The organism is Sediminibacterium roseum (assembly GCF_009939005.1).
Taxonomy (GTDB): Bacteria; Bacteroidota; Bacteroidia; order Chitinophagales; family Chitinophagaceae; genus Sediminibacterium; species Sediminibacterium roseum.
The window spans coordinates 546,916-561,032 of record NZ_JAACJS010000015.1 but is presented as its reverse complement, the minus strand read 5'-3'; the positions used below and the strand labels follow the sequence as shown (position 1 = coordinate 561,032).

The window sequence follows — 14,117 nt, the reverse complement described above, 5'->3', positions numbered from 1 at the left end:
TATTCAGATTATGAAAAGTTCAAAATACATACTGATGGTTGCCCTGCTTGCGCTTGGGTTTACCTCGTGTAAAAAGTTCCTGGACGTGAACACGGACCCGGACAACCCGAACAACGGTAGCGTACTCATTCAAAACCGTTTACCCTGGATCGAACACTTTTACCAGTATTCTTCAGGCGTAACCAATTACCGTACGGCCTGTATGGCGGGTGTTTATTACACCAACAGTGCCAACCCGAACACGTTCAGCACCACGTGGGCATGTACAAACGGAAACTCAACCACTCCTTACCAAACATGGTTCGTAGAGGTTTCTTCCAACCTGGTTGACCTGTATAAAGCTGCAGAGAAACAAGGCGCCTACCATTACATGGCGGCATCAAATGTGTTCCATGCACTGGGTTACATGCAGATGCTCGACCTGTACGGAGAAATGCCATACGAAGAAGCGGGAACAGGAAACCCAAGCCCGAAACCAAACGATGGTAAAGCAATTTACCTCGGATGTATGTCGAGGCTGAACCAGGCCATCGATCTTTTCAGCAAAGCACAGGCAGCAGGCGCTCCCGCACTTTCTACCGGCGATCTTTGGGCAAACGGCGATGTGCAGAAATGGATCAAGACCTGCTGGGGACTCAAAGCCCGTTACATGCTGAAACTGTCGAAGAAAGCGGAATTCAATGCTGATTCAGTGTTGTATTGTTTGTCGAAAGGCCCGCAGTCAAATGCAGATAACATGGTTGGACCAGGCTTCAACAACAGTACCGTAACGGATTACCTGCTCGGAGACCCGGTTGTAACCAACGGAAACTTTGACTATGTGGCTTACGGAAGCACCGTTCGTATGTCGGCTTACCACGTTAACCTGCTTAACAACATGCGCAATGCAGGCGTGGTAGATCCACGTATGAGCAAGATCGTACCTTCTTATATGTCTGGCGTTACACTGGATGGAAGCGGAAGGGCCGTATCTTATACATGGACACGTTCGGTTGGTGTAGATTCTTACGGACCGGCAACCAGGCTGCTGAAAGGTGGCGCCACTTCAATCCAGACTCCATCGTATGCAGCAACCAATACCACCATCAAATACACCATTGCAGATGCAACAGAACGCGCGGCGTTTATTGCAGCGGCGGGTTCGAAATACGATGCGGCAAACAGCAGCGGAACCACGGTTGCGCTGATCTACAAAGCCGGATCAATTTTCATCAACAGCACCAACTACCTGTATGCAGGTGATACAGCGTATGTGAACATGCGCAGCAGCGCGATCGCAACATCGGGTATTCCTGCACAGGGACAAACAGACGTGAGCTGGTATCCTGTTGTAGCTGCATTCAATGCAGGTGTTGTAGGATCAACAGGTTCGTTCCAGGTTCGCCCGGTATCTGACCAGGAGATCGTTACTTACCACGAGATGAACTTTATCAAAGCAGAAGTATTGCTGAGAAAAGGCGATGCGGGTGGCGCGTTAACCGCTTACAAAGCGGCGATACAGGCACACCTGGATATGATGCAGGCCAAACTTACACAGTGGCAATCTGCAGGCTACGCAGCAACCAACCCAGACATGGCGCCAATGAGCCCGGCAGCGATTACTGCCTACATGAACAGTGCAGCAGTTGCGCAAAGCGGTATTACGATGCAGGATATCATGCTGCAGAAATACATTGCCATGGGTTGCAGCATTGAGAACTGGAACGACATGCGCCGCTTCAATTTCAGCGCAGGTAACGTGGGTGGATTTGGTGTTGTTTATCCAGGCTACCAACGCGGGCCATTGTTCACCGGCCAATCACAGTTAACCGGCGGCTCACCAACCGACGTAAGATACTGGATGCGCCGCTGGGCATTGCCACCGGTCTACGAGATCCAGTACAACTCTGTAAACACACTGGCACTGAATGCGCACGCAACAGATGTAAACATCTGGAGCATGCCGGTTTGGTGGGATTGTGCAACGGACGACGAGTATTACAACTACCTCAAGAAATAAGGTCTGACCGATCTGGAAAATATCCCCCACTTTCGTGGGGGATATTTTTTTGTTTTGACGAGAGGGTCCAATAGCGATCTTCAGTTGCAGCTTCCATCGGATTTATGTATGATCAGATCGTTACCGGGCCATTACGATAAGGAGAACCCGCACGTGTTTAAAACTTAATACAGGTTCTTTTCGCGTTTTTATGGAGAAAGTCTTTTCTTCATATTGGATTTGAGGGAGCCAATGCATCACCAGCCGTAAAAGATTTGCATCAATTAAAAGAAATGAAATGAACCATCCAAACCAAACCTCGCGCCGCCGATTTATAAAGAATATTTCTTTGGGAACTGCGGTGTTGTTATCCGGCAGGATCACTTCACTTTCTGCCGCAGACGTTACAGAACTAAGCGGGAGGTCTGTTCTGCGTTTCGCAATTGCATCCGATCTGCATTATGGGCAGCCGAATACCTTGTTTGAGAAAATGACAGATACGGTGATCCAACAGATCAATCATTTTCATGCAGGCTCCGCGCTTGATCTTTGTGTTTTGAATGGTGATCTTGTACACGATGATAAATCGTTTATGCCGCAGGTAAAAAAGAAGGCCGACGGTTTACAGGTTCCTTATTATGTAACACGCGGGAACCACGATCATGTTACGCCGCAGGAGTGGAACGATATATGGTCAACTCCACTAAACCACGATCACATCATCAAAGACGTTCCATTCCTGTTTGCGGATACATCAAACGAAAAAGGTGAATATCTTTCCCCTGATCTCGCCTGGCTGGAAAGCAGGCTCGAAGCTTATAAAAACCATCCGAACGTATTTTTATTCCTCCACATACCGCAACAAAAATGGACAAAGAACGGAATCGATACACCGGCATTCTTCGCACTCGTTCGCCGCTATCCAAACCTGCGTGCGGTGTTCCATGGCCATGAACACGACCAGGACGGTGTATACATGGATGCCAGGCTTCCCTTTCTTTTCGACTCGCATGTTGGCGGCAACTGGGGAACGGAGTACAAAGGTTTCAGGGTGGTTGAACTGCTCGACAACGGAACGCTGGTTACCTACATGATGAACCCTTCCGTTAAAATGGGTGAGCTTTCTTATGCCCGCCTGGCCTGAGGTTAATTTTCCGGGGCTTGCAATATATGATCCGGCTGCACGTCTCCCTAAAAAAAGATTTTATGAGACGATTGATCCATTGGTTATTGCATCCCTTTTCCAAACAATCCTGTCATGTACTGGCAGATGGTTTTCCGGAAGAGCTGATCTTTTAAGAGAAGTCAGCGCGCGTAAAGTTCCATCAGCCGGCCCTTGTAGTTGGGACTAAGCGGCAGTACCTGTTTCCCTGCTATTACCACTTCTGCGGTTTTGACCGCGCGGATCTCTTTGAGTGCTACAATGTATGATTTGTGGATGCGGATGAATCTTGTGGAAGGCAATGCTTCTTCCAGCAATTTCATCGTCATGCTAACCAGATGTGTTTTCTGCCGGGTGATGATCTTCACGTAATCACCGGACGCCTGCAGGTAGATGATTTCATCATGCAGTAATTTTACCAATGCTCCTTTTTCGCGGATCATTACATGCACCGCACCGGTTTCGTTTTTTTCAGAGACTGATCTTGGTTTTACTTTTTGAACAGCGGCCTGGAAACGTTCGATCGAAAAAGGTTTGAGCAGGTAATCCACCGCATTGAGGGCAAAAGCCTCTACTGCGTATTGCGGATAGGCCGTTGTAAGTATGATATGGGGTGGATCGTTTAAGGTTTTCAGAAAATGAAGGCCGTTTACAAGCGGCATTTCAATGTCAAGAAAAATCAAATCCACTTCCTGCTGTTCAAGTTTGCCGATCGCCTCCATCGCATTGCGGCAGGTGGCCAGTAAGGTAAGTCCGGGTGTTTCCATCACAAACTTTTCAAGGATCTCCCTGGCAATCGGTTCATCGTCTACTATGATGCATGTGATCATGGCTTTAGTTTTATTTGGAGGGAAACGGAATACATGCCACCTGCATGTTCTATCGTTAAGGTATGTGCCCCGGGATAATAAATCGCCAATCTCTTTTTTACGTTTTCTATTCCCACGCCACCGTAAAAGGTCTCACTGGTTTCATGCGGAACCGTATCGTTGCTCAGTTGGAAATTCACTTCTTCATTGCTGATCCGAATACACCCGGTTACGCGCCCCTCATTGTTGATGCGGTGAGCGCCGTATTTGAAACTGTTCTCAATAAACGGTATGAACAGCAAGGGAACGATGGGTTGGCTACCCGCATTGTTTACAATGTCGAACTGGATATTGGCGTTGGGATACCGTTTCTGTTCCATCGCTATATAGTGTTCAATAAACTGGAGGTCCTTATCAACCGCGACCGTGGTTTCTCTGCCGTCATAAAGAATAAAACGCATCATGTCGGACATCCGCAAAATATACGATGGTGTTTCCTTGTTGCCCGATAAACTCATCCCGTAAATACTGTTGAGCATATTGAACAGGAAATGCGGGTTCAGCTGCGCCTTGAGCGCATCCACCTGGAGCCGGAAATATTCTTTCTCAAGCAAACGTTTTCCCTGTTCAACTTTAAAAGCATAGCGTGTGAAAGCAAGTGATAAAAACGCTACACAATCTGTAAGCAATATCTTAAGATCCCAACCTGCAAAAAGGCGGTGAACATGTAACCAATATAGGTTGAACTGGTTTGTATAAAAACCGCGAACGGGGCCTTCGCTTACATTCATAAAAACATAGCTGACCAGCCAGTTGGTTAATTTGGGAACAAGCGCAAAATAGGCCACAGTAACCACAAAGAGTGCCGCGTACCGGTTTCTATGCAGAAGGGCAGGAGCGATGACCCGGTAGAAGGGAATGATGTAAAACGTCATCGCCACTGCATACGCCACCAGCGAAACATGCGGGAAGTTATCAAAATCCGTATTGGGCAATGCCGCCACCTGCAGGTAGTACCCATATTTATAAAGCGCCACATAAAGCAGCCAGGTAAAAAGCTCGAGCAGCAGGGGGAACTTATTTGTTTTGCCGGTAGACATTGCATGCAATTTAAACAGTAGCAACTGCCTCGGCAAATACCCGTCGATGTAATTGCCGTTTTTTCCGACGAAACAGGGGCCGGCCTGTTTGATCCTCCTGGATCCCGTTTTCAAAGAACAGCGAACCGGCATCCTGTGGATGCTGTTTTTCTTTGGCGTCTAAATCATACCCAATGAAATTTTTAGCATCGGTTTTCCTGTTTGCCTCGCTTACGACACATGCGCAGACACAGGAACAGCTGAACCGCATCAAGAACGAAGATTACATCAATTACATTGTAAGCCAGGTGGGTAACAAACGCATCGTGGCGCTGGGCGAAGACACCCATGGAACCGCCGAGTTCTACGAACTGCGTGCAGCCATTACCAAAAGACTGATACAGGAAAAAGGATTTACCACCCTGGTTCTCGAGAACCCTCACGAAGACATGCTGGCGTTGCAGGAAAAACTGTTCGCAAAACCATTGGATACACTGATGCGGCAACATCTTTTTTCCATCTACCAGACAAAACAGGTTAAAGCGTTCCTGCAGTGGTTTAAAACCTATGCTGCAAAACACACGCGCCTGAAACTTGCAGGTTGCGACGATAGCTACCGTGAAATTCTCCCGGCAAGGATGATCGGGCAGATCAAGAAAATGCGGCTGTCGACATTACTTCCGCTTGCATTGGAATTTGAAAAGCGACAGGTAAAAGGCGGCGACAGCAACCTGGAATACGGGTTGGCAACCTACAACCTGCTTCGGCAGATCGATAGCCTTTACCACAAACAGGAAATACGCAGCAAGCCGTTGGAAGAACTGCTGTTTCATGCAAAAACAGCTTATGTTTTTTACGAGCGGTTTTCGCGCAGGGCGACGGTGTCGCGTGATGAAATGATGGGGGAAAGGATCAACTATTACGCAGCAGATAGCACTCAAAAAATCATTGTGTGGGCGCACAGCGGCCATATAGCGAAATACGCATGGCTCCAGCAGGAGTTGGGATTGATGGGGGCAACGGTATACAAACGGTTCCCGAACGACTATCTCGCCATCAGCATGAGCAGTGCCAATGGAAACTATTCCTATATCAGGAACCGGTTCATCAACGATGATCACGTGTTCAACGACACGTTGTTTACAGCTGCTTTCCGCGAAACAAAATACAAGTCATGGAACCATTTCCTTGCGGCTAACAAAAGCGAGAAATTTGTGCTGGATCTTGGCAGGATCCATTCCGCAGACAGTGCAGATTTTTATCGTTCCAAAGACATAAGGATACAGGGATACCGGAAAGAGGGCGGGTCTTACAGCGAGTTCTATCCCGTATCACTTCCCCGCATGTTTGATATGATCCTCTTTTTACGAAACACAACCGCTACAACAGCACTATTTAAATAAACAATTATGAGACATACATTGGTAATCATTTTTGCCCTTTTTAACGGCATCCTGTACGCAAATTCAGGTGACTACAGGATCAACATCAACATCAAAGGCCTGCCCGAAAATTGTGAGGCGCTGCTTAAAGATTTTGAGTCGAATACAGACATCAACCGGACGCGTATTGAGAACGGTAAAGCAACGATCAAGGGACAAATACAGAATGGTCCACGCCTGCTTTTCCTGACCGTGCTCGCAGGTGCAAATAGTTACTGGTGCAATTTTATGATCGGCAACGAAGAGGTATGGTTAACGGCATCGGTAAACGATTTTCCTTTTAAGGTGCATGTAAAAGGATCACCCGTCAACGACGTGTTTTATGCGCTGAACCTGCAACTCGCCGATGACCGCATGCGACGCGATAGTTTGTTTACACGCGCAAAAAGTATCATGGCCGCGCCAGAATACAAAACAGAATTAAAAAGGTTGGTAAGGGAAATGGCAGTAATCGATTCGATGGAGATCGTTACCAAGAAGGAATTTATTGAAGCAAACCTGCAGAGTCACCCCGCTGTTCTGGAGTTGTTCCTCTTGCGGTCGTCTTATGAAAAAGAAGAAGTGGCAAACATGTATCTTTTGTTGTCAGACAGTCTGAAGGCGAGTGCATATGGCATCAAGTTGAAAAACTACCTTGGCATCGCGAAGATCGTTGCGAAGGGCGACAAGGTGTTTCCATTTACTGCAGTGGATAAAGATGGAAAAACATTTTCCTTCCCCATTGCCAACAACAAGTTCCTGTTGCTTGATTTTACAAAGGATTACTGTCCGCCTTGTGTGCAATCGGTAAAGGAATTAAAAGAGATCAGTAAAAAATACGGATCCCAACTCGAAGTGATCGGTTTTTCTCCCGATGAAAAACAAAGCTGGCTCAAGGGCCTGCAACGCGATCAACCCACCTGGCTCTGCCTTTGGGATGGAAAAGGCTCCGCAGGGCCGGTTATGTTGAATTACGGCGTACAGGCTTATCCAACTTTTGTTTTGGTTGATGCTGCGGGGATCGTTGTTGCGAGATCGGTTGGCTATTCAGCGGGAAGTTTGCAGCAATTGCTGTTGCCGTTTCTAAAATAAAACAGGGTTGATCGCGGGTAAGACGGAGATCTTTACCCGCAGTCAATCGCATCGTTCTGCACAACAATTACCCCATCGCCTTTTTCCTATTGCGCTTATACCAGCCAGTAAGCCAGAGAGCGCCGAGCAATACAAGCCCATGCGCCAATATGCCGGCCGTTTGAGCAGGAAGCAGCGGTGCTGCGGTTTCTTTTTTTTCGATGAGATGAAACAGCGCAGCACCTCCTTTGAGCCCGGCCAGCGCCTGCATCACGTTCAATGAAAAATGAATTCCGGTTGACATGGCAATACCGCCTGACCAGGAAGCAGCCAACACAAACACGAACGACCAGATAAAAGGGCCCATAAAGGAAATGGCAATGCCCCATCCGTTCAGCATATGATAAAATGCAAAAAGCAGGGCAAGGATGAATTGAGTTGTTAGTATGCCATAACTTTTTTCCAGTTTTACCAACGGTAATGTTCTGAACCCGACCTCTTCCATCAACGCGAGAAAAAATACGGGGACCAGGTTTAAAAGGATGGCCGTATGGTTTACGGTACCGGAAGCTTGGATACGAATACCGGCGGAAAAACAGATAACCGCGATCACAAAAAAGAAGAGCCCGGTCCCGATCAATATGCCATACACAAACCGGGGTAGTGTGCCTTTCTCCCACCGTAGCCCGATGGAGGCAAGGGGCCGTTTTTCTGATCTTACGAACAGGAACGCGGTGATAAAAGAACCGACCGTTCCGCCGATACCATAAAAAAGCCCTGGCATGGCGCCTCCCCGGAGCAGGCCCACCTGGGAAACCAGTACGAGGAACAATATGAACACAGTTATAAATGCAACGCTTTTGATCAATGCGCCTTTTTTCGTTTGCGGCCGGGGTTGATCGCTGTTTTTTTGCATGCGCTCGGGTTTTGGGCAAAGTAATTACCTTCGCACGTCTCATCCATCCGTCATAATAAAATGGCGGCAAAAAGACGTAAAAGTCATACCCGTGCAGGAAAAACAAACCGCCGCCATTGCGAAACTGGTAAAGCAAAGACGCATTGAGAGGAACCTTACGCAGCAGCAACTTGCCGATCTGACCGGTCTCAGCCTACGGTCGGTTCAACGTGTTGAAAAAGCGGAAGCCATATCGCGTTCATATACCCTTGAAGTACTGGGCAAGCACCTTGGGCTCGGGGAAACATTTCAACAGATACTGTCAATGCCTGCTGCCGGGGAAGAAGACAGCGCGCGAGCCGGGGGCGGATCGTCTCAACCAACCGGGATTAGTAAGGGGCGGAAGATCTTACTTTCCATAAGCTCCGCATTATTGATCACACTGGTGATCCTTGCCTACGTTTTTCAATCGGCCGGTTTTCCTGAAACTGCATTTGAACTAATGCTTTTGCTGGCAGGCGCACTGCTGGTTTATACGGGTGTGATGTATTTGATATGGCGATAAGATAAATGCACCTACGTAGCCTACTTCTTCAGTAGCCTTGCATAATTGACCGGTTCAAATTCAAATGCATCGCTTTTTGATAGGATTATAAAATTGACGGATGCCGTGAATATCTTGCCCTGGCAACACGTAATATCGCCATCAGCAGTTTTTTTACGTCGGGATGATTACCATCCTAATTTGCAATTCACCCGCACCATCCCTAACTCAAAACTCTTTTTCCCCGATCTCACTTACCGGCAGTTTGGATTTGCTGTTTAATTTATTGATGGCGAAACCGAAGTTCAAAAGGAACACATCGGTTTCATAGATGTAATTGGTGGTTGTATAAAAGTCTTTGCCAAACGTGGTGATGCGTTGCTGGTTCGCGTTGAGGAAACCCATGTTCATGTTCTGCCATTGCAACCCGATGGATAACCTGCCCTTCATCAGCGTTTTTTTCAAAGCGGTGTTGGGCGATAAGAAACGCGAATCTTCTCCCTGTGCCGTTGGCCGTCGTGAAATAAAATTGGTATTCGCCTGCAGGTTCCAGTTTTTGCCGAGCTCAAAGCCAAGGTTCATATTGAGGGAATATACCCAGTTGGTGTTGTTCACTTCTGAAAGCGTTCCGAGTACATTCAATGCCCCGCTTACTTTGTAGTTGTAGATATTGGCGCCCAAATAAGCAGACATCCATTTGAATGGTTTGCAGGTAAGCCCGGCTTCCAGGCCAAGCAGTTGCGCCCTTTCTGCATTGGTGAACAACCGGTTGAGGATGGTATCCGCATATACGCTGTTCACCCTTTGGATCGGGTGCCTGTTGTCCTGGTAATAAAGCGTTGAAAAAAACGAACCGCCTTTGAACGTATGCGTAATGCCCAGCTCAACAAGGTTCGTAACCTGGGGAAGCAGGTCCGGGTCTCCCTGTTCAAGTGTTTCAGAATGTTCGCGTTCGGGGATCGGGTTCAGTTCAAAATTATTATTGCGCTGGATGCGTTTGCTGTACCCTGCTTTCCAGCTCCAGGCCGTGTTGATCGTGTACAACAGGTTTACAGATGGCATCAGGTTGCCCATGTTGAGTTCATGCGGCTGTGTGGCGGAAGACAGGATCACTTCCCTCACCGCATATTCATACCGCAATCCCGCCACGTATTGGAACTTGCCGCTTTTGGCCGCATACTGGCTGTACAAAGAATTGATCCGGTTCACAGATCTTGCGGTGCCGCTGAATTTGGCCAGGTCGGGCTGGGTGCTGGGTGGCGTTACGTAATAGTCGAACCTTCCATCCTGGCTATCGTTCCTGTATTGGTAACCCGATTCGATTTTTCCATTTCTTACAGGAATACTGTAATCAATTTTCAAACGATAGCCTTTGATGGGATTTACGTAAGGATTGTATACTTCCTGGAAAACATTGCTCTTTGCCGGGTAATCGAGGTTGATGTTGCGCGTGTTGCCAAACAGGTCGGCGTATTCGTAGATCCCGGTGGCGGTAAGCGCAGAACCGTTTTTAAAACCATGCGTATAGTCGGCGCTTCCCAATAAAAAACGGCCCTGTTTGGTCTGGAGATTGGAATTGAAATAAACCAGTTCGCGAATGAGTGAACCCGTGGCCAGGTTGGCAACCGAGTTGCGGTAAACCAGGTCTGCGCGCCGTTGCTGGTATTTTTCACCGGCGAAAAAACCAAGGTTGAACACGTTGTTCTTGTCCGCAGAAAAACCGATCGCCATTCTTCCCCCGTAATTGTACCTGTCGAAACTGCGTTCCCCGTTAGAGGGGAATCGCGTAATGGTATTGTTGGCCGTGTTCTTGGTGTATACATCGCCATCACGCCTGCCGTTGGCGTCGTTGCGCGTATAGTTCGCGCTTATGGAAATATCCCATTTGTTCTTCCTGAAATTAAGGGTGGCATCGCCGCCAAAACGAATGGGATGCTCGAGGTTCTGGTAGGTAGTGGTGCTGGGTAATCCCGACTGCAGGTTCACGAGCAGGTTAACACCGTCTGTTGCTCCTTTTTTTGTGGTGATGTTGATGATACCGGCCTTTCCGTCTGCATCATATTTTGCAGATGGGGCGGTCAGGAGTTCCACCGACTCGATGGTATTGGCGGGCAACTGGCTGAGTATGGTTTGAGCATCCGTGAGTACGGGTTTGCCGTTGATCAGGACGAGAAACCCCGTTGACCCGCGCATGCTGATCTCGCCCTGCGCATCAACGGTAACGGATGGCAGGTTCCTGATAACGTCCACCGCACTGCTTCCTTTTGCAGATTCAAATTGCGAGGCTTTGAAAGTCTGCCTGTCTATTTTGTTGGCAACCGTGCTCCTCGTTCCAGAAACGGTTACATCGCCCAGCAGTTTTTCGGATGGCATCAGCGCGATGCTGTCCACCACGGTTTTTTTATTGCTGCTTACATGCACACCCGCAACAAACATAGTCTGGTATCCCAGTGAAATGACCTTCAGCAGGTAGTCGCCCGCCTCAACGTTCGGAATACTGAACAACCCGTTCTTTTGCGACAGCGTTCCGGCAACCGCGGCAGAGTCTGCCTTCTTCACCAGCGAAACGCTTGCGAACTCAATGGGCGCGCGGCCCTGCCGTTCAACGATCACACCCTGGACAGCGCCCTGCTGCGCCGCCAGCCAGGTACATGGAAACAACAGGAGAAGGATGAAAAAAAACGGTCGTGCCGGGTTCATGCGATGGTAGGATTTAATGGATCGATTGGAAACACAGTAGTGTTGCGGGCCAAATATAGTAAAACCGCCGTTGCTTTTACAGGCGTTGCCTTATGGATGCTCCTTGGTTGAACTGTATCAACAAAAACGAAGGCCTGATACGCTTTTCAGATCGGGAAAGGCCATGGTACAAAATTTTATATACCGTGGTATGGCTTTGCGTTATTCAATAATATTATTAATGCTGCTAGGTATGACCGAAGTTGAGGCACAAACAGGGAACAACGATACAACCCGCCCCGAGATCGCTCTGATCAGCGACACCCAGGAGCCCATGGGCGTGGAGCGGATCTTTTTGCGGTACCACAAGAATGCCCTCGCCACAACCAAACTGTTACAGGATATTACCGAGCGTATGCCAAGGGCATTGTTTATGCTGGGTGATGTGGTATCGCTGGGGTACAAGGAAAAAAAATGGAGGCAGATCGATAGCTTTCTTCAACGCACCAGGCAGATGGGTATCACCGTGGCCGCTGTACTGGGCAACCACGATGTAATGGTGTCTGCCGCCCGCGGCGAAACAGCGTTTAACAAACGGTTTCCCGACCAGGTTCGTACGGGCTTTTACAAAGTGGTAGACTCCATCGCTTTCGTACTGCTCAATTCCAATTTCAGCACGCTCACTGCCAAACAGCTTCAGCAGCAGCAGGATTTTTATGAAACAACCATGCAACAGATGGAAGCCGACACAAACGTTCGGGTAATTGTTGTAGCCTGCCACCACAGCCCCTATACAAACAGCAGGATCGTAGGCTCAAATGCGCGCGTGCAGGAGCGTTTTGTACCTGCCTACATGCGCACGCCGAAAGCAAAATTGTTTGTGAGCGGGCACGCACATGCCTTTGAACATTTCAGGATGAAAGGAAAAGATTTTCTGACCATTGGTGGTGGGGGCGGACTGCACCAGCCGTTGAGCAAGAAAACAACAAGGATCGAGTCGTTATCAGACGGGTACCATCCCGAGTTCCATTACATCTTGCTGAAAAGGTACAACGACCAGGTTGCCATTGTATCACGCCGCCTGAAAACAGATTTTTCCGGTTTTGCAAATGAATACGAATTCACGACCCGCTGATAAAATAAGATCCATGAAACAGTTTTTTCTCAAGTTACTTAGTGCATGTCCTTTTTTCTGGGCCTCCTGCGGCCCCATCGCCATCCTCGCGCCCCCCGTGAGCGATACACCAAACCTTGCAGGAACAAGGCCATTGCAAAGTGGCACCTTACAGAAGATGGAAGGTGTTTATGTGTTGGCGGGTGGCAGCAAAGGCCTGGGTAAAAGATTTGTTTGTAAAGTAACCGGGTCGCGCGTGGCGTTCTTCAGTGAAAAGGACGGGATCTATTTCATTCTGCAACACGGCCAACAGCAGTCGAGCGGAAAGACGATGTATTCAGGCTTCTGGCGGTACACCAAGAAAAAGAAACAGGGTAAGATCGAGTTAACAGGAAAAAACAACAGCCCTGCACTGGAAGGTAAGTTCGATGGCAAACGCATCAGCCTGGCATTTGAGCGTCCTTTTACAGAAGCGGCGGTCAATAAAAAATTCATCCTGCTCGGGCACCGCGGTGTGCAAACGGAGTCTTATCCTCCCTATGCCGAAAACTCGCTCAATGCTTTAAAGCATGTGGAGGAATATGGTGTGAATGGTATGGAGATGGACATCAGGCTGACCGCCGATAACATTCCCATTTGTGTTCATGATGCCATCATCAATTTACGCACCGTGCAGAAAACAAACTTATCCGGTAAATGGGATAGCCATACGTTCGATTCGATCAGGAGCAATGTAAAGCTCAGAGACGGTCAACGCGTTCCTTCGCTCGAAGAAGCGCTGGAAACATTTGTATCGGCTACTACCTTAACGTATTTATGGCTCGACATAAAAGAGGGCAAAGACATATTCAAATACATCGAGCCCCTGGTGAGAAAGGCCTATGCAAAAGCAGCTTCCAAAAACCGGCACGTGGTGATCATCGCGGGCATCCCATCCGGAGAAATCGTGGATGAATTGCATGCCCGGCCAGGTTACAAGGGTTTGCCTACGCTTTTTGAACAGGGGGTGGACCTCGCCATAGAAAACGGCGGATCATTCTACGGGCCCAGGTATACAGAAGGGTTGCATCTTGCCGAAGGAGAAAAGGCACACAGCAACGGCATCAAAATGGTTTGCTGGACGATCAACAAAGAGCGCGTCATCAAACAATACCTGCGCGAAGGGAACTTCGATGGGTTCCTTACAGACAACCCGGCGTTTGTGGTTTATAATCTTTATACGATGTTTTAAAACGGATCTTCCGGAAATCAAATAGCCATAATACGAGAACGGAAGAACGGGTACCGTGCCAAACGCTTTCCACGACTGCAAACAAAAAAGCGGGAGAAATTCATCTTCCGCTTTTTTGTAAAATCAGGAGTATA

At 48.2% G+C, this 14,117-nt stretch carries 11 protein-coding genes; 7 read left to right on the top strand and 4 right to left on the bottom strand.

Translation table 11 applies throughout. The features are described 5' to 3' along the window. The first annotated feature begins 10 nt into the window (after positions 1-10). Both GWC95_RS13585 and GWC95_RS13580 read left to right on the top strand, forming a co-directional pair. Entirely contained in the window at positions 11-1,999 is a 1,989-nt protein-coding gene (locus GWC95_RS13585) for a SusD/RagB family nutrient-binding outer membrane lipoprotein (RefSeq protein WP_161819267.1), read from the top strand. 277 nt (positions 2,000-2,276) lie between these two features. Beyond that, a complete protein-coding gene (locus GWC95_RS13580; RefSeq protein WP_161819266.1) occupies positions 2,277-3,122 on the top strand; it encodes a metallophosphoesterase family protein in 846 nt (281 codons plus the stop codon). A gap of 161 nt (positions 3,123-3,283) precedes the next feature. Here the strand turns inward: GWC95_RS13580 and GWC95_RS13575 are convergent, their stop codons facing one another. Further along, the gene (locus tag GWC95_RS13575) at positions 3,284-3,970 is read right to left on the bottom strand and encodes a LytR/AlgR family response regulator transcription factor (RefSeq protein ID WP_161819265.1); all 687 of its coding nucleotides are present in this window, start codon (positions 3,968-3,970) and stop codon (positions 3,284-3,286) included. After that, entirely contained in the window at positions 3,967-5,049 is a 1,083-nt protein-coding gene (locus tag GWC95_RS13570; protein ID WP_161819264.1) for a sensor histidine kinase, read from the bottom strand. The genes GWC95_RS13575 and GWC95_RS13570 overlap by 4 nt, the downstream gene beginning before the upstream one ends. Positions 5,050-5,222: 173 nt before the next feature. On the opposite strand from GWC95_RS13570, the gene GWC95_RS13565 reads away from it, so the two are divergent. Together GWC95_RS13565 and GWC95_RS13560 are read left to right on the top strand one after the other, a co-directional pair. Further along, on the top strand, positions 5,223-6,431 hold the full coding sequence (locus GWC95_RS13565) for an erythromycin esterase family protein (protein ID WP_161819263.1): 1,209 nt from the start codon (positions 5,223-5,225) through the stop codon (positions 6,429-6,431). 6 nt (positions 6,432-6,437) lie between these two features. Beyond that, the gene (locus GWC95_RS13560; RefSeq protein ID WP_161819262.1) at positions 6,438-7,541 is read left to right on the top strand and encodes a TlpA disulfide reductase family protein; all 1,104 of its coding nucleotides are present in this window, start codon (positions 6,438-6,440) and stop codon (positions 7,539-7,541) included. A gap of 67 nt (positions 7,542-7,608) precedes the next feature. Here GWC95_RS13560 and GWC95_RS13555 read toward each other — a convergent pair whose 3' ends face one another. After that, entirely contained in the window at positions 7,609-8,436 is an 828-nt protein-coding gene (locus GWC95_RS13555) for a CPBP family intramembrane glutamic endopeptidase (RefSeq protein WP_161819261.1), read from the bottom strand. A gap of 91 nt (positions 8,437-8,527) precedes the next feature. On the opposite strand from GWC95_RS13555, the gene GWC95_RS13550 reads away from it, so the two are divergent. Continuing rightward, positions 8,528-8,980: a helix-turn-helix domain-containing protein gene (locus GWC95_RS13550; protein WP_161819260.1), complete on the top strand. Its 453-nt coding sequence runs from the start codon at positions 8,528-8,530 to the stop codon at positions 8,978-8,980. Positions 8,981-9,187: 207 nt separating this feature from the next. Here GWC95_RS13550 and GWC95_RS13545 read toward each other — a convergent pair whose 3' ends face one another. Beyond that, positions 9,188-11,659 carry a TonB-dependent receptor domain-containing protein gene (locus tag GWC95_RS13545; protein WP_161819259.1) on the bottom strand — a complete coding sequence of 824 codons (2,472 nt, stop codon included), beginning with the start codon at positions 11,657-11,659 and terminating at the stop codon, positions 9,188-9,190. Positions 11,660-11,891: 232 nt separating this feature from the next. Here GWC95_RS13545 and GWC95_RS13540 point away from each other — a divergent pair, with 232 nt between their 5' ends. Next, a complete protein-coding gene (locus GWC95_RS13540; protein ID WP_161819258.1) occupies positions 11,892-12,773 on the top strand; it encodes a metallophosphoesterase family protein in 882 nt (293 codons plus the stop codon). 13 nt (positions 12,774-12,786) lie between these two features. Beyond that, the gene (locus tag GWC95_RS13535; protein ID WP_161819257.1) at positions 12,787-13,983 is read left to right on the top strand and encodes a glycerophosphodiester phosphodiesterase; all 1,197 of its coding nucleotides are present in this window, start codon (positions 12,787-12,789) and stop codon (positions 13,981-13,983) included. Positions 13,984-14,117 lie beyond the last annotated feature (134 nt).

Excerpts from the sequence above, each read along its gene's own strand:
- GWC95_RS13580 (WP_161819266.1), top strand. The coding sequence starts at position 2,277 with ATGAACCATCCAAACCAAACCTCGCGCCGCCGATTTATAAAGAATATT.
- GWC95_RS13570 (WP_161819264.1), bottom strand. The coding sequence starts at position 5,049 with ATGTCTACCGGCAAAACAAATAAGTTCCCCCTGCTGCTCGAGCTTTTT.
- GWC95_RS13565 (WP_161819263.1), top strand. The coding sequence starts at position 5,223 with ATGAAATTTTTAGCATCGGTTTTCCTGTTTGCCTCGCTTACGACACAT.
- GWC95_RS13555 (WP_161819261.1), bottom strand. The coding sequence starts at position 8,436 with ATGCAAAAAAACAGCGATCAACCCCGGCCGCAAACGAAAAAAGGCGCA.
- GWC95_RS13540 (WP_161819258.1), top strand. The coding sequence starts at position 11,892 with ATGACCGAAGTTGAGGCACAAACAGGGAACAACGATACAACCCGCCCC.
- GWC95_RS13535 (WP_161819257.1), top strand. The coding sequence starts at position 12,787 with ATGAAACAGTTTTTTCTCAAGTTACTTAGTGCATGTCCTTTTTTCTGG.
- GWC95_RS13560 (WP_161819262.1), top strand. The coding sequence starts at position 6,438 with ATGAGACATACATTGGTAATCATTTTTGCCCTTTTTAACGGCATCCTG.
- GWC95_RS13545 (WP_161819259.1), bottom strand. The coding sequence starts at position 11,659 with ATGAACCCGGCACGACCGTTTTTTTTCATCCTTCTCCTGTTGTTTCCA.
- GWC95_RS13585 (WP_161819267.1), top strand. The coding sequence starts at position 11 with ATGAAAAGTTCAAAATACATACTGATGGTTGCCCTGCTTGCGCTTGGG.
- GWC95_RS13575 (WP_161819265.1), bottom strand. The coding sequence starts at position 3,970 with ATGATCACATGCATCATAGTAGACGATGAACCGATTGCCAGGGAGATC.